Raw genomic sequence first — 25849 nt, 5'->3', positions numbered from 1 at the left:
GCTACCGCAACAACCTGCTCTACTCCTTTCCCTCGGCAGCAAAGCCCCCGTTGCCGGTCTTTCTTATGCTGCAAGTGCAGTTATCCGTTCCCGGGCGCAGGAAGAGCAGGTTATGCGAGTCCACTTATTCTAACGGTTTCATAATCATGCATCGACAATTTGCCAAATACAAAAAACCGATTGAATAGGGGATACCCTTCAACCGGTTGGGTTCATTGCCTGCCATTAATTCTAACTTCCCTGCTCCTCCAGCCGTTCCACACCAACGGTATGCGTATTGGTCGGCCGAGAGCCGACCTGTACCGTAGCCATGCCATTATCCGCATCAACATGCTCAATCCATACCGGCTCTCCATCCAAATGCACGGAGATCATTTCTTTGGAGGCATAAATAGCCTTCGCCCGCTGTACATCCATTTTTTTGGCTCCTTAAAGTTTTGTGAGCATATGCTCCATTGATTTACCTTCGTACAAAACTAGCTTCGGGAAGCTTGCGCTTTATTTTTGTAAATATACGTTTTTTCACGCCCTAGCTTGATTCCATTCCTTCACAACATCACACTAAGGTCAATGTTCCTCTGTCTCCTCCTCGGCAGCAGGCGGCTCACCAATCGTTGCTACCGCATCGAGGTGCTCTGACTCATCACTTAACCCATTGTCCTCCCTTACCGCAATAATGTTCTCCCAATCCACGACCTCTGCCGGAATGTCCTGCTCCGATAAGCTGTCGATCCATTCATTCGGTCCACGCCCCATATAATACCTCCGCTGCGTTCCTGATTCTTTTTTCATCCTTCAAGGTTTGCTGACTTTATTTTTTCCCATGCTTCGCAAAAAATGCATCCGGCTAGAAAAAGCCCCGCCGCCCCATACTAAGCCAAAGCACTTATTATCAGGAGGCGATATCCATGCATACCGTTTGGAAAGGAGCCATCAGCTTCGGGCTTGTACATGTTCCGGTCAAAATGTTCTCCGCCACGGAGGATAAGGACATTTCCCTGCGTTATATCCACAAGGAATGCGGCAGTCCGCTGTCATACGTGCGCAAATGTCCCGTGTGTGACAAGGAAGTAGCCTGGGAAGAAATCGGCAAAGGCTATGAGTATGAGAAGGGGAAATTTGTCCTCTTCGACAAAGAGGAGCTGGATCAGCTTACCGAGGAGAGCAGCAAAAGCATCACCATTTTGGACTTTGTGGATTTAACGGAGATCGACCCGATTTATTTTCAAAAGACCTATTATCTTTCTCCCGATCAGGCCGGGATGAACGCCTACCGGCTGCTGATGGAAGCTATGCGCCAGACCGGAAAGATCGGCATTGCCAAAATTTCCATCCGCTCCAAAAGCAGTCTCGCCGCCATCCGCGTCTTGTCAGACTGCCTGGCGATTGAAACCATCTATTATCCCGACGAGGTGCGGCCCGTCTCCCAGGTTCCAGGCCTGCCGGAAGCCGGTATGGTCAATGATAAGGAGCTGGATATGGCCAAACTACTCATATCCCAGCTGTCTACACCCTTCGAGCCGGCAAAATACACCGATGACTACCGCCAGCGGATGCTGGATCTGATCTCCCATAAAATTGCCGGTGAAGAATTCCATATTGCTCCGGCGCGGCAGGAGAGCAATGTAATCGACCTGATGGCCGCGCTGCAGGCCAGCATCGAAGCGGTTCAGCATATCCCGACCGACCCCGGGCCCTCCCCGTCCGGTTCTGCGGCCAAACCGCAAACAGCCGCTGCCAGGAAAAAAAACGCCAAGGCCAAAACAACAGCCGCCGCTCCTGCAGCCGCTGTGCTTAACGAAGCAACCGGACCGATTCCGGTCATTTCACCTAAGCCGAAACGCCGCAGCGCCAAGAGCAAAGACACGGTTTCCTAAGCTTATTCGCTTATATTTCCTTTAGGAGGGGTTGCTATGAAGCTGCAGCCAGTCATTCCATTTGAGCCTGTACTGGCCGCGCAGCTTCCGTCCGGCGGCGAGTGGATCGCACAAATCAAATGGGACGGTGTACGCATGCTTTCTTATTACGATGGCAGCCATGCAGAGCTCATTAACCGCCGGGGCAACCGCCGCACGCCGCAATATCCCGAGCTGGCCGAGCCCCGCAGCTATTGCCGGGCCGGCTCTTTTATCCTGGACGGAGAAGTCATTGCGCTCAGTGGCGGCAAACCCTCCTTCCATGAGGTCATGCGCCGCGATAGCCTGAAGAATGAAGCAGCCATCCGGGCGGTTAGACCGCAGGTTCCGGTTCTATATATGGTGTTTGACATCCTGTATTGCAACGGACTATGGCTGCTCGATCAGCCCTTATCCAGGAGGCAGCAGTACTTAAATGAAATGCTGCTGCCCCATCCCCACGTCCAGAATGTGCCGAGCTATGCCAATCCGGCGGAGCTGTTCTCCGCAGCCCAGAGCGGCAGTCTGGAAGGCATCGTATGCAAGGACGTGAACAGTACTTACGCGCCGGGAGGGAAAGACAAACGCTGGCAGAAGCGGAAAATCATCTCCGATGTAACTGCCGTCGCCGGCGGGGTAACCTTTCGTGACGGGATTGTAAATGCACTGCTCTTCGGCCTGTACGATGACAAAGGTAAGCTGCATTACATCGGTCATGCCGGAGCGGGCAGAATGACGGCGGCGAATTGGCGGAACGTGACTGCGGCAGCCCACCGCCTCACCGTCCCGAAGATGCCTTTTGCAGCACTGCCCCAGCGCAGTAAGGATGCGGTATGGATCAAGCCCGAGCTGGTCTTCAAGCTTCATTTTCTGGAATGGAACAGCTCCGGTACCTTTCGCCAACCGGTCATCCAGGCACAAGTAGATCTGCCGCCGCAGTCTTGCCGGATAGAGCAGAAGGGGTAATTAGAAACAAGGAATCAAGCGCAAAAATTGTGCACTGTAGCTATGTACGAGGAAGGAAGGGAGGAATCCGGCATGCCGGCAACGATCAAAGGCTCCATTACTGTAGCCGGACAAGAAATTACGATAACGAACCCCGATAAACCATTATGGCCCGAGGCAGGGATTACCAAACGGATCTATCTGGAAAAGCTGGCCGCACTCTCCCCTTATTTGCTGCGCTATTGCCGGGACCGGCTGCTGACGGTAATTCGCTACCCCCACGGCATTTCCGGCATGTCCTTTTATCAAAAAAACGCCCCGGACCCCCTGCCGGACTTTGTCCGAACGGCGGTACAGGACAAAATTAACTATATCGTGCTTCAGGGCTTGCCAGAGCTGCTCTGGCTGGGCAATCTGGCTGCACTGGAGTTTCATCCTTCCCTGCATTATGCGGGAAGCGGGCTTCCCTGTGAATGGATGATTGATCTTGATCCCTCCCTTGAGGTGGAGCCGCGGATCATGGAAGCGGCCGCTACTGTCGGTGAAGTGCTGAAATCACTGGGACTGGCTTCCATTCCGAAGACTTCAGGGGCCACAGGTGTGCAGATCATCATTCCTATTCGGCCTGGTGTTACTTTTGATGACTTGCGCAAGATCGGGCATTTTGTGGGACGTTATGTCACCGAGAAACGCCCCGATCTGTTCACCCTGGAGCGGCTGAAGAAACACCGCGGAGACAAAATTTATTTTGATTATCTTCAGCACTACGGAGGCAAAACCCTTGCCGCTCCTTATACACCGCGTGCCAGACCGCTGGCCACCGTTTCTACCCCCCTCTTATGGGAAGAGGTACAGCGCAATGTCTCCCCTGCAGATTTTCATCTGCTGAATATTGAGGAACGCCTCAACCGCATGGGCGATTTAATTGTTGGTGTACCGCCTCAGCCGGTAGAGAACATTATCTCCCGGCTCCCTTAATTCTGAAGCAGCAATAAGCCCGCAACTGCCTTTTCAGGCTGCGGGCTTATCAGGCGTCCAGCTTTTGGACGGAAGGTATTATATATGAGAATACGGCGCTGCCAAACGCAACCGCCCTATTGATTACTCTGACTTTCGTAAATATACCTTCCTTCGGATAGCGTTCAGGTTGTGAGAATCGCTAGTGGATTGATTTTTTCTTAAAGCGGCCGCCTTTAACATCATGGATATTGCCAATTGCGATAAAGGCATCGGAATCCCAATCCTCAACAATCGACTTCAGTTTGGCTTCTTCCAAACGGGTGATTACCACAAAAATCACTTTCTTGTTCTCACCGGAGAAGCCGCCTTCCCCATCAAGATAGGTAACACCGCGTCCCAGACGCTCGGTCAGCGCTTCGCCGATATCACGGAATTTATCGCTGATAATCCATACCGACTTGGATTGATCAAGCCCCTCAAGCGTAATATCAATCAGCTTAAACGCAATATAGTAAGCAATTAGAGAAAACATCGCATTATTCCAGCCGAACACGAAACCTGCGCTTGAAAGAATAAACAGGTTGAAAAACATAACTACCTCACCTACGGAAAACGGCAGCTTCTTAGACACGAGAATGGCAACAATCTCTGTACCATCCAGTGATCCCCCGTAACGTACAACGAGTCCTACACCCACGCCGAGAATGACGCCCCCAAACACTGCGGCAAGCAGCGGTTCCACCGTTATGGGATTTACAGGATGGAGCAGCTGAGTACCGATGGACATTACTACTACGGAAAATAATGTGGATAAGGCAAAGGTTTTGCCAATCTGCTTATAACCTATAACCAGAAACGGCAAGTTAAGCAGCGTCAGCAAAATCCCGAGCGGGATGTCAAAAATATCGGACAGCATAATAGAAATACCCGTAATTCCGCCATCAATCAACTGATTGGGAACAAGAAAAATCTCCAGTGCAACAGACATCATACCCGCCCCGAGCACCATCATAATGATCCGCTGGGCCAGTCTGGCGGTCTTCAAAGCCCCCGACTTCTGCGGCTTCTTCTGTTCCTCATTCGTAAAGACATTTTGGCTCACAGTCATAGAACTCCCCCTATAAAAAAGTATAAACAAGAATAATCGAAAGCATAATTGTTAAGCTATACTTTCTTAAATTTCTTCTTATACCTATATTATATCATAAAAGAAGCTCAAATAAGGAACGGAACATGTTCGCGCCTTCGAAAAGTTAGGGTTTTGACCCTTTTTCCGTCATAATAGCGGCGAAAGCAGCTGACAGAGCCCTTGAATCAACTTGACATTTCGTCCCCTCTTGCTGAATTTTGCAGGGTCAATAAATTCGCTATGCTTGAGATCATTCTGGAACGCTGACTTAAGCGAATTAATGATCTCCGGCTGGAGCAGCACGGCGGTAAGCTCGAAGTTGGAGTAGAAGCTGCGCATGTCCAGATTGGCACTGCCCACAGTAGCCAGCAGATCGTCTATGATCATGATTTTGGCATGCATAAACCCCTTCTTGTAGCGGTAGAATTTCACCCCGGCATCCTGCAGATTCTCCAGATAGGATAAAGAAGCATTATAAACCAGCCTGTTGTCTGGTGTGGCAGGGATAATAATTCTCACATCCACACCGCAGAGCACAGCATTCTTAAGTGCCCGGCAAATCGTCGGATCGGGAATGAAATACGGTGAAGCAATCCAGATTCGCTGCCTGGCTGCACATAACGCGGCAAAATACATCTCCAGTGAGGCATCTATTGCTCCATCCGGACCGCTTGCCACAATCAGCACAGACTCCTGTTCTTCACAGCTGTGCTTTGGAAAAAAGCGCGGATGGCTCAGGGCGTCTCCTGCCGCCAATCTCCAATCCTTGAGGAACACGTATTGCAGATTATAAACTGCATCTCCTTCTAGCCGCAGGTGGGTATCCCGCCAGTAGCCCAGCTTGGGATCCTTGCCCAAATAATCATCCCCGACATTCAACCCGCCCGTATACCCTATTAGACCATCAACAACCAGAATTTTGCGGTGATTGCGGTAATTAAAGCGGCGGTCCATGAGTGAGGTCAGCGGCGGCAGAAAGAAATGGACCTCTACGCCCGCATTTTTTAAGGTGCGGATAAATCTGCGGCTCAGCTTATGACTGCCGAGGCCGTCGCATAGCAGACGCACTTTTACCCCCTGGCGGCATTTGCGGATCATGACTTCTTGAAACCGCTCACCCGTCGCATCATCCCGAAAAATATAGAACTCCAGATGGATATTCTCCCGCGCCGTTTCCATCGCTTCCAGCATATCCTCATAGGCCTCTTGGCCGCTGGAAAGAATCCGGCACTTATTGCGTCCGGTAACTGGACTTTCCGAGAGCCCGGAGAGCAGATGCAGCAGTTCATCGCGGCCTTCAAATTCCGGGTTGCCGGTGTCTGACGTATTTTTCACAATCTGAATTTTGCCGGAAACATGGGCGCGAATTTCACGAAGCAGCGGCGTGCAGCGTTTGCCGATCCTGCGGTTCTGCCAATAATCATGGCCCAAAAAATAATAGAACAACAGCCCGGCAGGCGGAGAGCAGAATGTAATGAACAGCCAGGCCAGCGCTCTTTGCGGACGGCGGTGCTCCAGCAGCAGTATTACGGCAATCTGCAGAATAAAAAGGCATAAAATAATTGCAATTATTCTCAAGGCGCACACCTCCTGAAAGTCTATAATAGCTGTCTCCTGCCTGAGCTTCGTACGAGCCGGTTTCGGGCTTTGGCACCCGCATCACTATATCCTCCATGAAAAACCGGGAATTAGCTGCACCCAAGCCAATTCTAGTACAGCTTTTGCCGTAACTCTCCTTCTTTATTCAACCAAACCGTTGTCATGTTCACCAAAGGCCTGGAATACATAGAGTAGTAGGACAATTCGGATGAGCCCATTTAATAGCTAACACTCGCAGGCACGGAGTTTTAGTTACCACGAGGCGGCTGCACAAGCCGCAGAAAGGAGTAGCTATGAAGAGTCAGCCCGATCATAACCGGATTACACTGCTCGTCGTCCGCGAAGCCGGACGTCCGGTCAGACAACTTCAGCTATCGAGGCCGCTTGCCCTGGCCCTCCCGGCCGCAGCCGCCCTGTCTATCTCCAGTCTGGTCACCTCCATGCATTTTCATGCCTCCCGCTCGATTGCAGAGCTGGAATCGGAAGCAGCGGCGCTATCCCTGACTAATCTTCGAATGGAAATGAAGGTCGCTGACAAGGACCAGACACTTCAGCAGCTCCGCAGTCAGGTGACTGAGCTGTCGGAGGAGGCCGAGAACATCAAAGACAAGCTAAAAAGTGTCAGTGAGCTGGAAGCGCAGCTCCAGTCGCTGATTGACAAGGAGAGCGGTTCTACCACTGGAACAGACTCTGGTAAAGGTACAGGCACAGACTCCGATACCGAAAAGACATCCTCCTCCAATGCGTCATCAGGGACGCTCTCTCATGCCACAGCTTCACTGGACACCGTAGACGGATCTGCTCCAGCCGTTACAACAGCGCTAAATGGTGTAAATCACACGGCTGCAGCGGCTTCCAATCCCTCTTCGCTGTCCGGTGTAAGCTACCGGATCGGGGCGCTTTCATCGGTACTGGGCAGTAAGGTAACCCCTCAGGTAGGCGGTGAATATATCGCGGTCTATCAGGAGGATCCCTTGGAGCTGGTCCGGCAAACTAAAGATGATTTTGCCGAAATCCGCAGCATGCTTGAAGAGATGGTGAACAGCATCTCCACCACGATTACCCAGGCCGAGAGGGCAAACAGCGTTCAAGCCAACCTTCAGGCCAAAAAAGCGCTCGCCGAAAAAGCCCGCTTGGCACCAGCCGTGATCTGGCCCACCCATTCCAATGTGATCACCTCAAGCTTCGGCTACCGCTCCGACCCTTTCAAGGGCGTTTCCGCCTATCATTCCGGCATTGATATTGCCGGTGATATCGGTGATCCTGTCTATGCAGCAATGGCCGGTGTGGTCACCGCCTCCGATCAGATGGGTGCAAGAGGAAAATACATTATTATCGAGCATGCGAACGGGCTGGAGACCTGGTATATGCATTTGAACGGAATGACCGTCAAAGCCGGTGACAAGGTGAACAAAGGCGAGCAAATCGGAATGCTGGGCAATACGGGGCGCAGTACAGGTCCCCATCTTCATTTTCAGGTGGTAAAACAGAACAAGGCGGTGAATCCGCTCAATTATGTAAAACCCTAAGGAGGAATTAATAGTGTGGAATAAACCAAAGCAGCAGGCATCCTTTAAGTCTACTGACTCGCTGATCGGTCTTGGAGGTACACTGGAGGGCAAGGTGCAGTGTGATACCAACTTGCGGATTGAAGGCAATTTCAGCGGGGAAATTCAGTGCCAGGGGACAGTGACCGTAGGTGAACAAGGAACGGTCCGTTCCAGCATTAAAGCTCAGGAGATCATTATAGCCGGCAAAGTGTTCGGCGATGTTACCGCCGACCGCCGCCTCACCATGACTGGAACCGGACAACTCCACGGCAACATCCTTGCAGGGACGCTCAGCATTATGGAGGGAAGTGTACTTAACGGTTCCATAGGCATGGCAGAACAGCCCGCCCCGGAGAAAGCGGGCGGACTGCAGGAGGATAAGAATAAAGACAAGGCAGGTAAACGTGCCTCCAAGGCGCAGAGCAAACTGGAAGCCGGCTAAACGGTTTGAACCTGTCTAGGCTCATTCCCGCAGCTTCCCATGTGCACCCGCCTCACAGTCCATCTACGTAAGGTCTTAAGCGGCGACATCCCTTTTACGGAACACGATCCAGGAAACCGCCAGAAACAGCAGATAATATACAGCCAGCACGGCGGCAGAGAACCCAAGGGTTACACCGCCAGGACCGGCATCGCTCAATATATATCCCCGCAAATCCATGTGGGTAAAGATCAGATACTTAGCCCACTCATACCTTTCCGGGCTAAAGATGACGATAAATAAATTTTTGGTAAACATAATAAACAAAGACAGACCGATCGCCAGTCCGCTTGCCCGGAATACACTCGATACCATAAAGGCAAGCGCAGCGGTTAGAAACAGCTCAACATAGCGGCAGAGCACATCGAGGAAGGAGTATTCAACCGGACTCCAATTTCCTAAGTTAGACGCTCCCGCTTCCGCTGAAGAGGAGAAGATCAATGACGAACCATAGGCGAAAGCAATTAATATTGCTGTGCTGAGCAGACTGAAGAGGATCATGGAAATATATTTTGAGAGCAGTATTTTGGAGCGGCTCCACGGGCGAATCAGCAAAAGCTTGATTGTTCCCCAGGAAAATTCGCCCGCCACGGAGTCGGATGCAACTACAACCGTGAAGATCGTATTCAGGAAAAAGGCAACGCTCACGGTCGTCTGAAAGCTCTCCCATAGTCCCATCCTGGACATATCACCACTGCTGGTAAAATAGAACAGTGCCGGAAACAGCGCACTCATTAAAGCCAGAATGAACAACATAATCCATGTACGAACACGGCTGTAAATCTTGATATTCTCATTATGTATGAGAGCAGCGAACTCACCCAATGCCTTCACCTCCTGTAATTTCCAAGAATTGATCTTCCAGTGAGCGGGACAGCGCCTTGATGCTGTAGACCTTGATGCCGCCTGCCACCAGCTTCGCATTCAGTTCGGCCACTTCCTCACGGCTTGCCACGACGGCCAGACCGCCTTCTCTCAATACTCCGCGGCCAATCAGGCTAAACGCCGCTTCCGGATCGCTCACCTCAAACAGTGTTTCCCCAGCTGGCATCACTGCGTCTCCCACTGTCTTCAGCTGTTTCACATCTACAAGCCGGCCATTCTGGATAATTGCGACACTGTCGCACATCAGCTCCATTTCGGACAACAAATGGCTGGAGACAAACACCGTTGTTCCCTCATCTTGGCAAAGACGGCGCAAATAATCGCGAAGCTCACGGATCCCTTGCGGATCAAGCCCGTTTGTCGGCTCATCCAGAATCAGCAGCTTCGGCCGATGCAGCAGGGCCTGAGCCACACCAAGCCGCTGGCGCATGCCCAGAGAATAGGTTTTTACTTTATCATGAATTCTCTGTCCAAGCCCGACGAGTTCCACAACCTCATTGATCCGCTGCTTGTCTACACCCGGTACCATGCGCGCATATTGGCGCAAATTCTGGTATCCGGTCAAGAACTTATACATCTCAGGATTCTCAACAATGGCACCGATATTGGCTACCGCTTCTTCGAAATGATCCTTGATGCTGCGGCCGCAGATCAGAATGTCTCCCTGGCTGATCGAAATAAGCCCTACCATCATGCGAATCGTCGTCGTTTTGCCGGCGCCGTTCGGTCCAAGAAACCCAAAAATTTGACCGGACGGAATGTCCAGCGTTAAATTGCTGACCAGCGTTTTGGAACCTATTTTTTTGGTGACGCCCATTAGGCTGGCTACAGGCTTCGACACTTCTGCCATATTTGGCATTATTTCACTTCCTTTCATTAGTTTGCATTACTATATTACCACAGCTTACCTTTTTCATGAAAATCAAGAAAAATACATTACATAATAAAGGACCGTACCCTTTCATTACAAAAGGATACGGTCCCTTGTTCTTCGACAATTGCTTAAAGATTAGCCACCGACACGGGCAAGCTCACGCATGTTGGCTTCAAAGGCTGCCATTAGGGCAGCTTCGCCGGTCAAGCCGGTTTGCTCAACTTTGCGGATTTGCTCCATCATCCGTTTGTAATCCTTTGGAATCACCCGGGCAAAATTCGGCAGAGCCGCTTCCCAGCCATCCAGAATCCGTCTTCCCGCGGCACTGTCAGTAAGCTCCGTATGACGGGCAATCAGACTGTGCAGTTCAGCGATTTCGTCCGGTTCTTCGACCCGCTCCAGAAGCACCATTTCCAGGTTGCAGCGTTTGATGAAGTTGTTGTTCGGATCGTATACATAAGCGATACCGCCTGACATCCCCGCTGCAAAGTTGCGGCCGGTTTCACCGAGCACAACTACGCGCCCGCCGGTCATATATTCACAGCCATGGTCGCCCACGCCTTCAACGACGACATTCGCACCGGAGTTACGGACGGCGAACCGTTCACCGGCGATGCCGCTGATGTAAGCTTCGCCGCCGGTCGCTCCGTAAAGCGCCGTATTCCCGATAATAATATTGTCCTCAGCGGCGAAGGTTGCCTTCGGCGATGGCTTAATAATCAGCTTGCCGCCGGACAGCCCTTTGCCCACATAGTCATTGGAGTCGCCTTCGACCGTAATCGTAATCCCCTTCGGCATGAACGCGCCCAGACTTTGTCCGGCAGATCCGCTGAAATGCAGGCGGATCGTATCATCAGGCAGGCCTGCCGCTCCATATTTGCGCGTCAGTTCGCTGCCCAGAATCGTTCCTACCGCACGGTTCACGTTCGTGATTGGCAGCGAAGCTTCAACCACCGTACCGAATTCCAGGGCAGGTGCGGCCAGCTCCAGCAGCTTCGAAACGTCGAGCGTTTCTTCAAGACCATGGTTCTGGCGTTTGCTGCGGTAACGTGTGCTTCCTTCCGGCATTGCCGGAGTATGAAGCAGGCTGCTCAGATCGACGCCTTTCTTCTTCCAATGACTCGAAGCGCGTACGGCGTCGAGGCAATCGGTACGTCCAACCATTTCTTCAATGGTGCGGAAACCAAGCTCAGCCATAATCTCACGCAGATCCTGCGCCACGAACGTCATGAAGTTAACAACATGCTGTGGATCGCCTGTAAAGTTCTTACGCAGATCCGGATTCTGTGTTGCTACACCGACCGGACAGGTATCCATCTGGCACACCCGCATCATGATGCAGCCTACGGCTACAAGCGGCGCAGTAGCGAATCCATATTCTTCAGCACCCAGCAATACAGCTACTGCCAGGTCACGGCCACTAAGCATTTTGCCATCTGTCTCGAGCACGACACGGTCGCGGAGGTTATTCAGCATCAGTGTCTGATGGGTCTCAGCGAGACCAAGCTCCCAAGGCAGACCGGCATGGCGGATAGAGTTCATCGGCGATGCGCCGGTTCCTCCGTCATAACCGCTGATCAGAATGATATCGGCACGGCCTTTGGCTACTCCGGCAGCGATGGTACCGACGCCTACCTCAGACACGAGCTTCACGTTAATGCTGGCACGCGGATTGGCATTTTTCAGATCGTAGATCAGCTCTGCCAAATCTTCAATGGAATAAATATCATGATGCGGCGGCGGTGAGATCAGACCTACGCCTGCTGTGGAGCCGCGCACTTCTGCCACCCATGGATATACCTTGCGGCCCGGCAGCTGTCCGCCTTCACCAGGTTTGGCCCCCTGCGCCATTTTGATCTGAATTTCATCCGCATTCACGAGATAGTTCGAAGTCACCCCGAAACGTCCCGATGCGACCTGTTTAATCGCGCTGCGGCGGGAATCACCGTTGCTGTCCGGAATAAAGCGTGCCGGATCTTCGCCGCCCTCACCGGTATTGCTCTTGCCGCCGATGCGGTTCATGGCGATTGCCAGCGTCTCATGTGCTTCCTTACTGATCGAACCAAAGGACATCGCACCGGTCTTGAACCGTTTCATAATTGATTCTGCCGGTTCCACCTCTTCCAGCGGAACTGGCTGATTTGTCGATTTGAATTGCAGCATGGAGCGCAGCGTCTGATGTTTCTCGCTTTCACCCTGAACAAGCGCTGCATATTTCTTGTACATATTGTAATCGCCGCTCCGCACGGAGTGCTGAAGCAGGTGAATGGTCTGCGGGTTGAACAGATGCTCTTCCCCGTCGCTGCGCCATTGGTACTCGCCGCCGGAATCAAGCACTTTATCGTTGCCGTCTTTGTCGGTGAAGGCGCGGTTATGATGAATCAGCGCTTCTGCCGCCACTTCTTCAAGGCCGATACCGCCAATACGGGAAGGCGTCCAGGTAAAGTAACGGTCGACAAATTCCGAATTCAGTCCGACAGCTTCAAAGATCTGTGCGCCACGATACGATTGAATAGTAGAGATACCCATTTTGGACAGTATTTTCACTACGCTCTTTGTCGCAGCCTTAATGTAGTTCTTCACAGCCTTCTCATGCGAAATTCCGCGCAGCAGGCCCTGGCTAATCATGTCATCCAGACTTTCGAAGGCCAGATACGGATTGACCGCACTTACGCCATAGCCCAGAAGAAGCGCATAATGATGGACTTCACGGGGTTCGCCGGACTCCAGCAAAATGCTGACCTTCGTACGTGTTCCCGAGCGGATCAGATGGTGATGCAGGCTGGATACAGCCAGCAGCGCCGGGATGGCCGCATTCTCGCGGTCCACACCGCGGTCGGACAGAATAAGAATATTATGTCCTTTGGCCATTACGCGGTCAGCAGCCTCATTCATGCGCTCCAGTGCGATACGCAGTCCTTCCGCTCCAAGCTCAGCCGGGAACAGAATCGGAATGGACATCGATTTGAAGCCCGCACGGCGGACATGGCGGATCTTGGCGAAATCCTCATTCGATAAAATCGGCGATTCCAGCGAGATCTGTCGACAGCTCTCCGGTTCTGGTTTCAGCAGGTTGCGTTCCGGTCCGATTGTCGTAGCGGTTGACGTTACCAATTCTTCACGAATTGCATCAATCGGCGGATTGGTTACCTGTGCGAACATTTGTTTAAAGTAGTTGTAAAGACGCTGCGGACGATCCGACAGCACAGCCAGCGGAGCATCATAGCCCATGGAGCCGACAGCTTCGGCGCCGGTTGAAGCCATAGGCTCCAGCACCTTGCGCAAATCCTCAAAGGTGTAGCCGAAGGATTGCTGCAGCTGCTGCACATTGTCATGTTTCGGGTTCGGCAGCTCAGGTGCATCCGGAAGCTCGTCAAGTCCGATCAGATGCTCATCCAGCCATTGGCGGTAAGGCTGCTCGGAAGCAATGGACGCTTTCACTTCTTCGTCAGAAATAATCCGGCCCTGCTTCGTATCCACGAGCAGCATCCGGCCTGGTCTCAGGCGGTCTTTATATAGTACATTCTCTGCCGGAATATCAAGAACTCCTGCTTCAGAGGATAAAATAATCATATCGTCTTTGGTTACATAATAACGGGCAGGACGCAGGCCGTTACGGTCAAGAATGGCTCCGATTTGCACACCGTCGGTGAAGCCCATCGCGGCAGGCCCGTCCCACGGCTCCATCAAGGTGCTGTGGTATTCATAAAATGCCTTCTTCTGCTCATCCATGCTGTCATGGTTGCTCCAAGGCTCAGGTACCATCATCATGGCCACATGCGGCAAGGAACGTCCGCTGAGATACAGGAACTCAAACGTATTGTCGAACATAGCGGTGTCGGAACCGTCCGGATTAACAACCGGCTTGATCTTGCTGAGGTCTTCTCCGAATACTTCACTCTTGAACAGCGACTGGCGGGCGTGCATCCAGTTCACATTCCCCCGCAGGGTGTTGATCTCACCATTGTGGATCATGAAACGGTAGGGATGGGCACGCTCCCAGCTCGGGAACGTATTGGTGCTGAACCGGGAGTGGACAAGCGCAATCGCGGATTCCAGCTCTTGGTTCTGCAGATCCAGATAGAACTGGCCTACCTGCTCAGTTGTGAGCATGCCTTTATATACGATCTTACGACAGGACATACTTGGCACGTAGAAGGACTCACCCTCTTCGGTACCGCCATAGCGGATTGCAAGTTCTGCGCGTTTGCGGATTACATACAGCTTGCGTTCAAAAGCCAATTCATCCTTGACGCCTGCGGAACGGCCGATGAATACCTGACGGACATAAGGCTTCGCTGCCTTGGCAGTTTTGCCCAGCATTTCGTCAAAGGTAGGCACATCACGATAGCCAAGCACCACTTGGCCTTCTTCTGCAATAATGTCGCTCAAGAGCGCCTCGTGGCGGGCCCGGATCTCCTCGTTATGAGACAGAAAGATCATACCCACGCCATAGCGGCCCTGCTCCGGCAGTTCAAAGCCAAGCTTAGCGGCTTCCCCTGCAAAGAAACGGTGCGGAATTTGCAGCATGATGCCGGCTCCGTCACCGGAGTTCGGCTCGCTACCCTGGCCCCCCCGATGCTCCATATTGAAGAGCATAGTCAAAGCGTTACTTACAATATCATGGGACGGTGTGCCTTTAATATGGGCAACAAATCCCATGCCGCATGCATCTTTTTCGAACTGGGGATCATAAAGGCCCTGTTTGCCGGGCAGTTCAGTGTGTCTCATTGTACGCAACCTTTCTATAATAAAGTAGAAGTTATCATCGGAAGAACCCGCTTACCGATCTGCATAATGGCGGCATCACTTTCACAAAAAATATAAGGAAAAAGCAAAGCGCAAAGCTCTACTTACATTATATTTACAGGAAAATATTTCAGAGAAAAATCTTAATAATTATTCAAGGCAGATTGGTTATATTATTTTATCATCGACCTGACATGAGCGCAATTTAAACTTTTTTATGAGTTTGATTAACAATTGCTTTTGCGGTACAGCTTTAGTGAATAAAAGCGTAAAAAATCTTTACAATGCATAATTATGCATTAAAACCGAATAAGTTCTTATGCAATGAAAACGCTTATTTCGTTTTCTTTCCATAACATGTCATTTTAATGTCGCATATCATTTCCGCAATAAGCAAAGAACGCCCCTTAAGGAGCGTCCTCTGCTTATTGTTATATTATTGCTATTAACCGATTATACAGTCAAAACTTGTTCACTTTTCATAGCAGCTTCACTTTCATGACTGCGGGTCATGAAATAGGTGAACGTAAGGGCTAGGAATACAAGGCCGTAGATCGCAAGCAGTCCTGCATCGTTCCACATTACACCCGTATCTCCCGTGGAAATTACTGCCTTGAATCCTCTGACGCTGTAGGTCATAGGAAGAAGCGGATTGAAGAATTTCATCCAGTTCGGAATCAATTCAAGCGGGAACGTACCTGCACTTGTCGTCAATTGGAAGATAAGGATGACGATGGCTACAAAACGTCCCGGTTGATCCATCCAGGTTACAATCGCCTGGATCATCCACATGAAGGCAAGACTGGTAATGAAGATAAATGCGTAGAAGAGCGGTACATTCTGCACTTCAAGACCCAATCCGTACAGAACAATAACTGCAGCGAGCAGCGCCTGAAGCACACTCATCATCGTGAATGTAAGCGTACGGCTGACAAACCGGTTGAACCGGCTGGCACCGATCACTTCGGAATCGCGCATTGGAATAATAATCGTGCTGATCAGTGCACCTACAAACAGTCCAAGGGACAGGAAGTAAGGCGCGAAGCCTGTGCCGTAGTTTGGCACGGCATTGACTTTAACTTCTTCGATCTCCACAGGCTGGGCGAACATCGACACCAGTGCGTCGGTCTTATTCACCGAACTGGTCTTTGATGCGGCATCGCCAAGCTTCGTTGCAAGTTCGCCTGAACCGGACTTCAGATCATCAAGACCATCCTTCAGCTGTCCGGCTCCATCGCTTAGCTTCTTCGAGCCATCGGCTACAGAGGTCAGGCCGCTGCTCAGCTGTCCGGCTCCGTTCAGCAGCTTCGAAGTTCCGGCTTCCAGCGCCTTGCCGCCATCGGCCAGCTTCGCACCGCCAGCTGCAGCTTCATCCAGCTTCGCGCCGAACTGCTTCATCCCTGCGGCAAGTGTAGTTCCGCCGGTTTCCAGCTTCGTTGCACCGGCCACGAGCTGTTTTTGTCCTTCCAGCAGCTGCGTGCTGCCGGCATTCAGCTGCTGCGCTCCGTCATGCAGCTGATTGACTCCAGCATCCAGCTGCTCAGAACCGGTATGCAGCTGTCCTGCACCCTGCACAAGCTGCTCCTGTCCGCTGTGGAGCGCTGATGCGCCTTCCACGAGTTGCTGCTGGCTTTGATCCAGCTGCGCGCTGCCTTGAGCGACTGCCGTACTTGCAGCCAGCAGCTTTTGCACATCAGGGCTGGCTGCAAGCTGAGGATTCGATTTGGCCAGCTGCTGCAGGCCATCGGCCACTGCTTTGGCTCCCGCGCTCACTTTCGCGCTGCCATCCTTGGAGGCCTTCAGACCGGCTTCCAGCTTCGCACTGCCTTCGACGGAAGAAGTAAGTCCCGCTTCCAGCTTCGCACTGCCATCGACAACCGACTTCGTGCCGGCTTGAAGCTTAGTCGTACCTTCTACAGCTGATGCTGTACCAGCCTGAAGTGAAGCTGCTCCGGTTTCCGTCTTCTTAAGGCCTTCACTCAGTTGCTTGCTGCCTGCTGCAGTCTGTGATACACCAGCCTGCAGTTTCTTGTGTGCAGCGGACAATTGCTGGAGTCCGCCTGCCAGAGTGCTGCTGCCGTTCTGTATGGCGGCGGCACCCGTATTCAGATCGCTCACACCTTTCGTAAGCGGCGCTACACCATCGAGCAGTTTACCTGTGCCCTCGGTCAGTACTACCAGGTTATCCTTCAGCTTCAGCGCGCCGTCATCCAGCTTGCTTGCGCCATCGGCAATTTTTGTTGCGCCGTCTCCGGCGTCGCCAAGCCCGCTGGCGATCTCCGTAATTTTATCGAATACGGATTCTGTATAAGCTTCTGTTATTTTGGCCGATACTTTTGTCTTAATATCCTTTACCGCAGTTCCGCCAATTTGGCCGGCAAGGAAATTGAAGCCTTCGTTCGGTTCATAAATAATTTTGGCCGGCTGGGGATCAGTACCCAGCAGGGTTGTTGCATTTGCTGAAAAATCTTCAGGCACAATGATCGCCATATAATAAGTACTGTCGTCAAGTCCCGCTTCTGCCTGGTCACGGCTTACGAAATTCCATTCGAACCCGTCGGTTTTCTTAAGTTCTTCTATCAGGTCATTCCCGGCAGTTAGCTTTGAGCCTTCGTAGTCGGCACCTTTATCTTCATTTACGACAGCGACCGGCAGTTCATTCATTTTACCGTAGGGATCCCAGAATGCTTTCAGGAACAACCCGCTGTACAGCACCGGAACGAATAGGACAACAAACATTGGGATCAGCACTTTAGGATTCTTCAGCACTGCCCCAAGGTCCTTGAAAAACACGGATAAAGATTTCATTCTGGTTCTCTCCTTATAATCGTTTGCTCTCTTTTAAAATGCTATGAATCTTCAACTCTTGCTATTGTATTGAAAGTTACAGTAATACCATATGACTGTTTTCCCCAATTGGTCAGTCCAGAGTAAAAAAAAACCTTTCCGGTTTTTGTTCCACTGCCGCCTAAGTAAAAGAACATCCAGGGAAAGCAGACGGTTGACGATGCCATCCCTATTCCAGCTCCAAACTTTACTTTGCTGTTGCCAGCCCTTCGGACAAGAACAAGTGAAAATAATGTTTGATTTGCTCTTTGTTCAAAGGCACATGCACCTTGTTAAGTTCAGCAGTCAGCACAATGTAAAGTCTAAACATTACAACAGATACGATCTTGGGGTCGCAAGGTTTGATTTCGCCTTGACGAATCGCCTGTTCCACCTCCCGTTTCAAATAGTCAAGCACAACACTCTCGATCTTGTCGAGTCCTTCACCAGCCTGCGGCGTTCCGAAATCGCGACTTTCCTGGGAAAGCTTAATGAACAGCTCGTGTTCGCTTCGAAATTCCAGCAAAGCATCCAGAACCCTGTGCAGGTTATCAAAAAAAGGCTTATCCTTTTTGATTTCCCGCTCGGCGATTTTTTTCATTTCGACAATGACATCACGCAGGATTTCATCGAACAGCTGCTCCTTATTCGTGAAAAAGGTATAAATCGTTCCTTTTCCCACATTCGCAATCTTGGCGACTTGATCCATTGTAGTTGCCTTATAGCCAAATAATGAAAAACATTTCGTCGCGGCTTTAAGCACCTGCTGCCTTCGATCTACCACAGCCACCCGTACACTCCCTTTCCTCGGAAATATCGCTGTAACCGCATTTTGACCAATTTACTAATCCGGTCATTCGGTCATTACTTACTTTAACATGATGCCTCCGCGTTTGCAATACTTTAACCAATGTATATTTTTTTTATTTATTGCAGTGATTTAACTTTCTATTTACGTCTTATCTGTATAATGTAAGAAGAAACGTCTGTCTCGTCTTTGAAAAAGGGCGGTTTCCCTGCGGGAAATGGAAGAATAGAATGGCCGGACACACATAGTCTTATATTATGAGATTAACAGCTAATTTCGCTGTATAATAGAAGAGATGATTATATAGAGGTATCTCCAATCCGCCAAAGAAGAGAACCCGCAATTCTACCTATGAAGGAAAGTAGCAGGTGAACTTATGCGAAAGAAAAGAGTACTGCTGTTTTCGGAAGGCTTCGGTACGGGCCATACAGGGGCAGCCTATGCTCTCGCCGAAGGAATAAAGCTGTTGAATCCGGATGTACAATGCCGGGTCATCGAGCTGGGAAAATTCCTGAACCCTACGGTCGCTCCTTGGATTCTTTCCGCTTACCGTAAAACAGTCAGCAGCCAGCCCAAGCTGGTTGGCATGATGTATAAGACCCAATACAATAAATCACTGAACCGGTTGACGAAGCTGGCGCTTCACCGGGTTTTTTATACACATGCCTTACAGGTTATCGAGCAGCTTAAGCCGGATTTAATTATTTGCACACATCCCATTCCCGCAGCCGTTATTTCGAGGTTGAAGCGGCAGGGTCTGAATGTCCCGCTCTTTACACTCATAACAGATTATGACGCACACGCCACCTGGGTCAACGCTGAAGCTGACCGGTATCTAGTCTCTACTCCGCGGGTAAAATCAATTCTGACCGGCCGCGGGGTATCTCCCGAGCTTGTGACGGTCACCGGCATACCGGTGCATCCGAAGTTCTGGGAGCGTTCTAACAAGACCCAGCTCCGCAAGGAACTCGGGCTCGCCGATATTCCTACCGTGCTCATTATGGGCGGAGGCTGGGGACTCATGTTCGGCAAGGATGTTATGGACTCGCTCACGGCCCGAATGGATGATATCCAGCTGATCTTCTGCATGGGCAGCAACGACAAGCTTGTGGCCAAGATGCAGGCCAATCCCCTGCTGAACCATCCCAACGTGAGGATACTTGGTTACAGCAGTGAAATCAATAAGCTGATGGACGCCTCCGATCTGCTGATTACGAAGCCCGGTGGAATGACCTGCACGGAAGGCCAGGCCAAAGGAATACCGATGCTCTTCTACAGCGCCATTCCCGGCCAGGAAGAGAAGAATTGCCAGTATTTCGTGGAGCTTGGCTTGGCCGAGGTGCTGGATTCGAATGTCGTGGACAAATGGTTCTCCCTCCTGCTGCGTGAATATGCCGGACTGGAGGAGCTGCGGAAGCGCCGGCTGGCTCCCGAGCGCCAGCAACCGCATAATTGCGCCTCTACGGTACTGCAGCTGCTGGGCAAACCGGCTGACGGAAAAACCGATTTGCGGGGAGCGCGGACACCGGCCCGCAATGAAGAGGCCGTCTATGTTACCCCTTAAGCTCGAATGTTTGCCGCCAGTTCTGCCTGAACTGCAAAGCCAAAAGAACCTCCAATCCATCAAAGTATGGATTGGAGGTTCTTTTATTATACCGTCAGCGGGAGTTTAGATCTCCACACTTTCCCCTGCATGCAGCGGATAGCCCTGAATCCCCTCCTGCCGCAGCCGGTCACAGAACTCTGCGCCATCCTGGGCAATCGCCGGAAATGTATTGTAATGCAGCGGAATCACTTTATCCGCACGAAGCCATCTTGCTGCCAGCAGCGCATCGTCAGGCCCCATCGTAAGCATGTCCCCGATAGGCAGCGCCGCTATATCAATTGCGTTTCGTTCTCCGATCAGACGCATATCTCCGAACAATGCCGTATCTCCGGCATGAAATAAGGTTTTGCCTCCGATGGTCAGCAGAATGCCCGCCGGTTGTCCGGCATAAATCCAGGTATCCCCTTCTGTAATGGAGGAGGAATGAAAGGCCTGGGTATATTTCACGGTGATTCCTTTATAGGTATGGCTGCCGCCGGTATTCATGTGTTTGACCTGCGCACCTTTGATGCGGCAATATTCTGCCAGTTCATAGACAGCAAAGATCGGACAGTCATTCTTCGCGGCAATCTCCAGCGCATCTCCAAAATGATCGGAATGTCCGTGGGTGAGCAGAACCGCATCGACCGAAAGCTCATCGGGTGAGATCCCCGAATTCGGATTTCCCGACAAAAAAGGATCAATAATAACTTTGGCTTCCTCCGTCTCAACAAGCAGCGCCGAATGACCGTAATAGGTGATTTTCATAGAGTGATCCTCCTAAAAGTTTTGCGGAATTATGCTTCTAGTTCATTGAAACCAAATTATTTATAAAAGGTATGATTGCCGATGGTCTTAGCGTACTCCTGCGAATGGTGGACCGTCAAATCCTGTGCCAGCTTCAGCGACAAGAAGAAATACGTATCATCCGTCACCTCTTTAACTCCAGAGAGCGCAGCATTTACCGCTTTAATGCTGTCCTTATTAGGTTTGACACGTTTAAGACGCCCGTTTGCCACAGGACTGAACTGGCTTTTCTGATAAATGACCTTGTAAATGGTGTCGGGAAAATTGGCTGACCGCAGCCGGTTCAGAACAACGTTGGCAACTGCCACCTTGCCCTGGTACGGTTCGCCTTCTGCTTCTGCCATAACGATTTTTTGCAGCAGTAGCAGGTCTTCATCGGATACGGCGTAGCTCCAGGTTGCTTGCGCTTGCTGTTCCTGGCTTAATAACTGCGTCCGGGAGAAGAACAATTTAGCGGGGGGATGTTGCTGAGATGCCGTTTTCGCTTGTTTTACGGTCTGGCTCCCCTTGGCTGCCGCCTGTCCGAGCGCTTTCTGCGCTGTTGCCGGCGGTGCCTTCACCACAGTGGCCTTAGTCTGAATGGTTACCTTCTTGGCTGCGCTTTGCGGCTTCAGCTTATCGGGAGTGAACCAATTCACGGCTGGCTTGCTGTTCCAGTTAAGCCTCAGATCGGCAACTGTGGTGTAGAGCATGGGTTTGGGTGATTCGGTTATCCTCTTGACACCGGTTGTGGCAGGATGCGACAGGACAGATGCGGCAGATGCATGGGTTGTCTGTAATTTATTCATTGGTACTGTATTTTTGCCCTCTGATACACGCTCGGAGTTCATCAGGCTTATTGAAGAGAAACACACTAGAATAACGCCAACGAGCAGCGCAATACAGCGATTTTGTTTAAAAATAACCATTTTTTACCTCCTATTTTACGGCACATTCCTATTGTATGTAACCGAAAATGGAAGCTTTGAAAACTTTCTTGTCGATTTTAATTTAGAAAAATGTCAATTTTTCAATCATTTCATACATAGGAATGGCATGCATTCTAGTAGCATACACCACAAAAGCATCTACCGTCCAGTCCTTTTCCGAACAATTGTTCTCCTTTTCTCCTCCACAGTGGCGTAAATCCGGCAGCTCTTCGGCGCTGAAGGGCTGCTCACCCCGGTATTTCCGGGCCAGGGTAATATGGGGATTATACTCCCTTGTCTCGGCTTTAAAACCCAAGCCAGAAGTCGCATTAACCACGTCCCGCTGCAGTTCCGCAAGTCTCGCAAGCTCGCCGGAAACCCCTGCCCAGAGCACCTTAGGCGCATGCGGAAGACCAAAAGTCCCCCAGTTCTCCAAGCTTAATCGAAACGGCTTGCTCTTTCCGGATATTTCCTCGAGCGCTTTGAGAAGTGCAGGAATTTCTTTTCTGGGTGTGTCACCGAGAAACTGCAGGGTAATATGATAATCTTCAGAATGTGTCCATTTTGCAAATTTCAGCTTCGCGGAGCATTTTTCAGACTCTTTTTCCAATAATTCACTCAGGTTTGAAGGGACTTTTACGGCAATAAACAAGCGCTCCATATCTCGCTCAGACCTATTACGCTCCATAAAAATTTCACCTTTCCAGACAGATTTGTTATCCTTATTCTATACATTATCAGCCAATCCTATAAAAAAGTATAACGGGAGGGAACCATCATGACGAAATCCATTGTTTGTTTACAGCCCCTTACACCCCAGCAGCAGAAGCTCATTCTCGATGCCGCCCCAGGTTATACCCTCACACTGGGAAACGCCAAAAATCCGGATTTGGAGCTTCTGGCCAATGCAGAAATTGTAATCGGCTGGGGCAAGGGCATCAGCGACACGCTGCTGCGGCCGGATTCACCGCTGCGTTGGGTTCAGACCTGGTCGGCAGGTGTAGAGAAACTCCCGCTTGATCGTTTGGAGGAGCGCGGAATCCTGCTCACGAACGCCAGTGGCGTTCACGCCGAGCCGATCACAGCTGTAATCTTTGGCTTTATGCTGCTCTTCACCCGTAATTTGCATACAGCCGTACGCAACCAGCAGAACCGCCGCTGGCATTCGGAAGGCAATGAAAGTGAATTAACCGGCAAAACAGCCGTCATTGCCGGCACCGGCTCCATCGGCAGTGAAACGGCAAGAATCGCCAAGGCTTTCCGGATGAAGACCATCGGCATAAGCCGTTCCGGTAAACCGGTTGCCGGTTTTGATCAGGTCTACACCACTGACGAGCTGCCTGACGCAGTCCGCCAAGGCGATTTCGTAATCAACACGCTGCCACTCACCGACGAAACACATGGGTTGTTTAATGCGGAAATCTTCTCCAAGTGCAAGCAAGGCACTTATTATATCAACATCGGCCGGGGAGCCACCACCCATACCGAAAACTTGATGGCCGCGCTGAAGAGCGGCCAATTGGCCGGAGCGGGGCTGGATGTCTTTGAGACCGAACCCCTGCCGCAGGATCATCCGCTATGGGGAATGGAGCAGGTGGTGATTACCCCGCATTGTGCCGGCACAACAGACCGGTATGCCGACCGCGTTGTTGATATTTTCACAGACAACCTGCAGTCCTATCTGCAAGATGGCGCCCCTTCGCGCAATAGGGTTGACTATAGCCGCCAGTACTGACGACAGCTCACTCTATTGACTGGCAGCCAAACAGCGTGCAGTTAACCTTCTACCGTCACGTTTATAATAAATACAAGCAAAAACAGCCCCTCACAGGCACATTTACTCCTTGCGTAAATGAACCCGCGAGAGGCTGTCTTCTTATACCTGAAAGCGCGTTACCGATTCACTAAGCTCGGTCAGCAGTGTTTTCAGTTGCCCTATGCCAGCTGCAACTTCATTGGTGGCGCTGAGCTGCTCGTGGGCCGAAGCTGAGGTTTCCTCCACACCTGCCGCCGATTGCTGGGCAAGCGCTGAAATATGCTGGCTGAACTCGTTCATCGTTTCGCTTGCTGCGGTCATCTGCTGAAGATTACCGCCCATCTCTTCAATGGTGCCGGACATAACATGCACCGATTTGTTGATGTCATCCAAAGCTTCGCCTGTCTCAGCAATTTGCCGGCTGCCTTCTTCTGTCCTCATGACCCCCATGCGCAAATGTTCGACCACCTCTTTGGAGTCCAGCTGAATGCCTTGCGTAATCCCGGTAATTTCCGATACCGTCCGCTGCACATCCTCCGAAAGCTTCCGTACCTCTTGCGCCACAACCGCAAATCCGCGCCCGCTGTCTCCGGCTCTGGCTGCTTCAATCGCAGCGTTGATTGCCAGAAGATGCGTCTGTTCGGAAATGCTGCGGATCGAGCCAACCAGCCGGAAGATTCCCTCATTCTTGCGGTTCAGCTCCTCCACCGTTTCCATGGATTGTGATACGGCTTCGGCGATTTGCCCCATTTGTGCCACTGAGCTCTCCATTAATTGTTTGCCTCTGTCACCCTTTGTCCGCACCTGCCCGGAATGAAGCGACAGATCCGTACCTTTGACTGCAAAAGCCTCAATCAGCATATTCAGATCCTCTATCGCTTTGGATGCTTCTACAGCTGCCTCCGCCTGGCTTCCAGAAGCTTTGGCCAACTCCTCCATAGTAAGGGCAATCTGCTGGCTGCCCTCCTTTGTATCGGAAATATTGCGGACCAGCTCATCCCCCTGCCTCGCGATAATACTGGAAACACTACGGATCTGATTCACAATCTCCAGCAATGTCCGGTTCGTATCGTTTACCGTCCTGGCAAGCAAACCGATTTCATCCTGATTTGCAAGCAAGGTATCCTCTGACGTCAAATCACCGCCTGATATTTGTTGCAAATGAACGGTTACCTGCTTCAGCGGATTGATGATTGTGCGCCGGATAACCATATTAATCAGACCGATCACAACCAGCACTACCACTACAGTAATCAGATTCACAATAATGGAAGTATGAAAAATCTCAACGGAACGCTCGCCCTCTTCAGACGCGGCTTTCTGGCTGAGATCAACCAGAGCATCCATATCGGTCTGCATCGAATTAAACGCCGTAATTCCTTTTTGCGAGACCTCCAGTGCCAGTTCTTCGTCGCCTGAGCCGCTCTGCTTGATCGCCTGGTTGTTAATAGTCATAAATTCATCCCATTTATGACTCAGCGACTGCAGCAGCTCCTTCTGCTCCTTGTCCCGCAGCGTATTTCTATAGTTGTTCATAGATTCAGCAACTTTACGGATAAATTGGTCACGTTCCGTTTCCAGCTTCTTTTTCTGTGCAGCATCGGTGCTTAAAATATGCTGCATACTGACCGCCATGATATGTTCGGTGTAATAATTGACATTATGTATTTCTTCCAGAGCAGGGACCATTTGTTCAACAATATTTCCGGTATTCTTTTGCATACCGTTCATTAAATAGAGAGAGGTTCCTCCGATAATCAAGACCAGCAAAGCCAAAACAACGTACCCGGAAGCTATTTTGAAGCCGATGCTTTGCTTCCCCTTGGATGTTACCCCCTTCAATGTCCCATTAACGAATTTGTTTACAGATCCCTTAAGTCCCAGATCCTTTCTCATTTGCGCATCCTCCTCAAACTTTTCCGAAAACCTTACATGTAATTCCATTCTGTTACATTTCATTTTCAAGAATGGGCAAACAAACAGATCTACCTTATATTTCGGCAGATTGAAATAAGAATTTTATATAATGTAAGATATTCATTGCATTCTCTTTAGAACATACCAAAAGACCCAAAGCACACCGCATAGGGGC

General features: G+C 50.8%; 20 protein-coding genes. 7 read left to right on the top strand and 13 right to left on the bottom strand.

From position 1 onward, the window contains the following. Positions 1-231: 231 nt before the first annotated feature. Both MHI45_RS24520 and MHI45_RS24515 read right to left on the bottom strand, forming a co-directional pair. Positions 232-417, bottom strand: a complete 186-nt coding sequence (locus tag MHI45_RS24520) for an H-type small acid-soluble spore protein (protein ID WP_076113499.1) — start codon at positions 415-417, stop codon at positions 232-234. Positions 418-567: 150 nt separating this feature from the next. Continuing rightward, positions 568-756: a hypothetical protein gene (locus MHI45_RS24515; protein ID WP_076113498.1), complete on the bottom strand. Its 189-nt coding sequence runs from the start codon at positions 754-756 to the stop codon at positions 568-570. A gap of 152 nt (positions 757-908) precedes the next feature. On the opposite strand from MHI45_RS24515, the gene ku reads away from it, so the two are divergent. The 3 genes from ku to ligD all read left to right on the top strand — a co-directional run bounded on the left by ku (position 909) and on the right by ligD (position 3818). Further along, on the top strand, positions 909-1877 hold the full coding sequence (ku, locus tag MHI45_RS24510) for a non-homologous end joining protein Ku (RefSeq protein WP_076113497.1): 969 nt from the start codon (positions 909-911) through the stop codon (positions 1875-1877). Positions 1878-1913: 36 nt separating this feature from the next. Further along, positions 1914-2861: an ATP-dependent DNA ligase gene (locus tag MHI45_RS24505; RefSeq protein ID WP_076113496.1), complete on the top strand. Its 948-nt coding sequence runs from the start codon at positions 1914-1916 to the stop codon at positions 2859-2861. 72 nt (positions 2862-2933) lie between these two features. Next, positions 2934-3818, top strand: coding sequence for a non-homologous end-joining DNA ligase (ligD, locus tag MHI45_RS24500; protein WP_076113495.1), 885 nt, complete (start codon positions 2934-2936; stop codon positions 3816-3818). 181 nt (positions 3819-3999) lie between these two features. Here the strand turns inward: ligD and MHI45_RS24495 are convergent, their stop codons facing one another. After that, positions 4000-4908 carry a YitT family protein gene (locus tag MHI45_RS24495; protein WP_076113494.1) on the bottom strand — a complete coding sequence of 303 codons (909 nt, stop codon included), beginning with the start codon at positions 4906-4908 and terminating at the stop codon, positions 4000-4002. Positions 4909-5076: 168 nt separating this feature from the next. Further along, positions 5077-6507 carry a cardiolipin synthase gene (gene cls, locus MHI45_RS24490; protein ID WP_076113493.1) on the bottom strand — a complete coding sequence of 477 codons (1431 nt, stop codon included), beginning with the start codon at positions 6505-6507 and terminating at the stop codon, positions 5077-5079. Positions 6508-6821: 314 nt separating this feature from the next. On the opposite strand from cls, the gene MHI45_RS24485 reads away from it, so the two are divergent. Then, complete coding sequence (locus MHI45_RS24485; protein WP_076113492.1) at positions 6822-8057, top strand: peptidoglycan DD-metalloendopeptidase family protein; 1236 nt, start codon at positions 6822-6824, stop codon at positions 8055-8057. Positions 8058-8070: 13 nt separating this feature from the next. Then, positions 8071-8520: a bactofilin family protein gene (locus MHI45_RS24480; RefSeq protein ID WP_076113491.1), complete on the top strand. Its 450-nt coding sequence runs from the start codon at positions 8071-8073 to the stop codon at positions 8518-8520. 75 nt (positions 8521-8595) lie between these two features. Here MHI45_RS24480 and MHI45_RS24475 read toward each other — a convergent pair whose 3' ends face one another. From MHI45_RS24475 to MHI45_RS24455, 5 genes are all read right to left on the bottom strand, one after another. Beyond that, positions 8596-9384, bottom strand: a complete 789-nt coding sequence (locus tag MHI45_RS24475) for an ABC transporter permease (RefSeq protein ID WP_076113490.1) — start codon at positions 9382-9384, stop codon at positions 8596-8598. After that, positions 9377-10294 (bottom strand): ABC transporter ATP-binding protein, encoded by a 918-nt coding sequence (locus tag MHI45_RS24470; RefSeq protein ID WP_038598699.1) that lies wholly within the window; start codon positions 10292-10294, stop codon positions 9377-9379. The genes MHI45_RS24475 and MHI45_RS24470 overlap by 8 nt, the downstream gene beginning before the upstream one ends. A 159-nt stretch (positions 10295-10453) precedes the next feature. Beyond that, entirely contained in the window at positions 10454-15049 is a 4596-nt protein-coding gene (gene gltB, locus MHI45_RS24465) for a glutamate synthase large subunit (protein WP_076113489.1), read from the bottom strand. Between the two features lie 471 nt (positions 15050-15520). After that, the gene (locus tag MHI45_RS24460) at positions 15521-17875 is read right to left on the bottom strand and encodes a YhgE/Pip domain-containing protein (RefSeq protein ID WP_076113488.1); all 2355 of its coding nucleotides are present in this window, start codon (positions 17873-17875) and stop codon (positions 15521-15523) included. Positions 17876-18101: 226 nt separating this feature from the next. After that, positions 18102-18683 carry a TetR/AcrR family transcriptional regulator gene (locus MHI45_RS24455; RefSeq protein WP_038586643.1) on the bottom strand — a complete coding sequence of 194 codons (582 nt, stop codon included), beginning with the start codon at positions 18681-18683 and terminating at the stop codon, positions 18102-18104. 394 nt (positions 18684-19077) lie between these two features. Between MHI45_RS24455 and MHI45_RS24450 the strand changes: the two genes are divergently transcribed. Then, positions 19078-20265 carry an MGDG synthase family glycosyltransferase gene (locus MHI45_RS24450; protein ID WP_076113487.1) on the top strand — a complete coding sequence of 396 codons (1188 nt, stop codon included), beginning with the start codon at positions 19078-19080 and terminating at the stop codon, positions 20263-20265. Positions 20266-20370: 105 nt separating this feature from the next. Here the strand turns inward: MHI45_RS24450 and MHI45_RS24445 are convergent, their stop codons facing one another. The 3 genes from MHI45_RS24445 to thpR form a co-directional block, all read right to left on the bottom strand. After that, a complete protein-coding gene (locus MHI45_RS24445; RefSeq protein WP_076113486.1) occupies positions 20371-21054 on the bottom strand; it encodes a metal-dependent hydrolase in 684 nt (227 codons plus the stop codon). Positions 21055-21110: 56 nt separating this feature from the next. Next, a complete protein-coding gene (locus MHI45_RS24440; RefSeq protein WP_076113485.1) occupies positions 21111-22001 on the bottom strand; it encodes a cell wall hydrolase in 891 nt (296 codons plus the stop codon). Positions 22002-22083: 82 nt separating this feature from the next. Beyond that, positions 22084-22689, bottom strand: coding sequence for an RNA 2',3'-cyclic phosphodiesterase (thpR, locus tag MHI45_RS24435; protein ID WP_083675877.1), 606 nt, complete (start codon positions 22687-22689; stop codon positions 22084-22086). A 90-nt stretch (positions 22690-22779) separates the two neighbouring features. Here thpR and MHI45_RS24430 point away from each other — a divergent pair, with 90 nt between their 5' ends. Beyond that, positions 22780-23736, top strand: a complete 957-nt coding sequence (locus MHI45_RS24430; protein WP_076113484.1) for a D-2-hydroxyacid dehydrogenase — start codon at positions 22780-22782, stop codon at positions 23734-23736. A gap of 141 nt (positions 23737-23877) precedes the next feature. Here MHI45_RS24430 and MHI45_RS24425 read toward each other — a convergent pair whose 3' ends face one another. Then, positions 23878-25653 carry a methyl-accepting chemotaxis protein gene (locus tag MHI45_RS24425; RefSeq protein ID WP_076113483.1) on the bottom strand — a complete coding sequence of 592 codons (1776 nt, stop codon included), beginning with the start codon at positions 25651-25653 and terminating at the stop codon, positions 23878-23880. Positions 25654-25849: the final 196 nt, after the last annotated feature.

Origin of the sequence: Paenibacillus sp. FSL H3-0321 (genome assembly GCF_038002865.1) — a bacterium.
In the GTDB taxonomy this organism is placed as follows: domain Bacteria; phylum Bacillota; class Bacilli; order Paenibacillales; family Paenibacillaceae; genus Paenibacillus_AQ.
This window is presented reverse-complemented; position numbering and strand designations above follow the sequence as displayed.

Excerpts from the sequence above, each read along its gene's own strand:
- MHI45_RS24515 (WP_076113498.1), bottom strand. The coding sequence starts at position 756 with ATGGGGCGTGGACCGAATGAATGGATCGACAGCTTATCGGAGCAGGAC.
- MHI45_RS24485 (WP_076113492.1), top strand. The coding sequence starts at position 6,822 with ATGAAGAGTCAGCCCGATCATAACCGGATTACACTGCTCGTCGTCCGC.
- gltB (WP_076113489.1), bottom strand. The coding sequence starts at position 15,049 with ATGAGACACACTGAACTGCCCGGCAAACAGGGCCTTTATGATCCCCAG.
- MHI45_RS24440 (WP_076113485.1), bottom strand. The coding sequence starts at position 22,001 with ATGGTTATTTTTAAACAAAATCGCTGTATTGCGCTGCTCGTTGGCGTT.
- MHI45_RS24430 (WP_076113484.1), top strand. The coding sequence starts at position 22,780 with ATGACGAAATCCATTGTTTGTTTACAGCCCCTTACACCCCAGCAGCAG.
- thpR (WP_083675877.1), bottom strand. The coding sequence starts at position 22,689 with ATGGAGCGTAATAGGTCTGAGCGAGATATGGAGCGCTTGTTTATTGCC.
- MHI45_RS24450 (WP_076113487.1), top strand. The coding sequence starts at position 19,078 with ATGCGAAAGAAAAGAGTACTGCTGTTTTCGGAAGGCTTCGGTACGGGC.
- ku (WP_076113497.1), top strand. The coding sequence starts at position 909 with ATGCATACCGTTTGGAAAGGAGCCATCAGCTTCGGGCTTGTACATGTT.
- MHI45_RS24470 (WP_038598699.1), bottom strand. The coding sequence starts at position 10,294 with ATGGCAGAAGTGTCGAAGCCTGTAGCCAGCCTAATGGGCGTCACCAAA.
- MHI45_RS24460 (WP_076113488.1), bottom strand. The coding sequence starts at position 17,875 with ATGAAATCTTTATCCGTGTTTTTCAAGGACCTTGGGGCAGTGCTGAAG.
- MHI45_RS24505 (WP_076113496.1), top strand. The coding sequence starts at position 1,914 with ATGAAGCTGCAGCCAGTCATTCCATTTGAGCCTGTACTGGCCGCGCAG.
- MHI45_RS24425 (WP_076113483.1), bottom strand. The coding sequence starts at position 25,653 with ATGAGAAAGGATCTGGGACTTAAGGGATCTGTAAACAAATTCGTTAAT.
- MHI45_RS24445 (WP_076113486.1), bottom strand. The coding sequence starts at position 21,054 with ATGAAAATCACCTATTACGGTCATTCGGCGCTGCTTGTTGAGACGGAG.
- MHI45_RS24495 (WP_076113494.1), bottom strand. The coding sequence starts at position 4,908 with ATGACTGTGAGCCAAAATGTCTTTACGAATGAGGAACAGAAGAAGCCG.
- MHI45_RS24520 (WP_076113499.1), bottom strand. The coding sequence starts at position 417 with ATGGATGTACAGCGGGCGAAGGCTATTTATGCCTCCAAAGAAATGATC.
- ligD (WP_076113495.1), top strand. The coding sequence starts at position 2,934 with ATGCCGGCAACGATCAAAGGCTCCATTACTGTAGCCGGACAAGAAATT.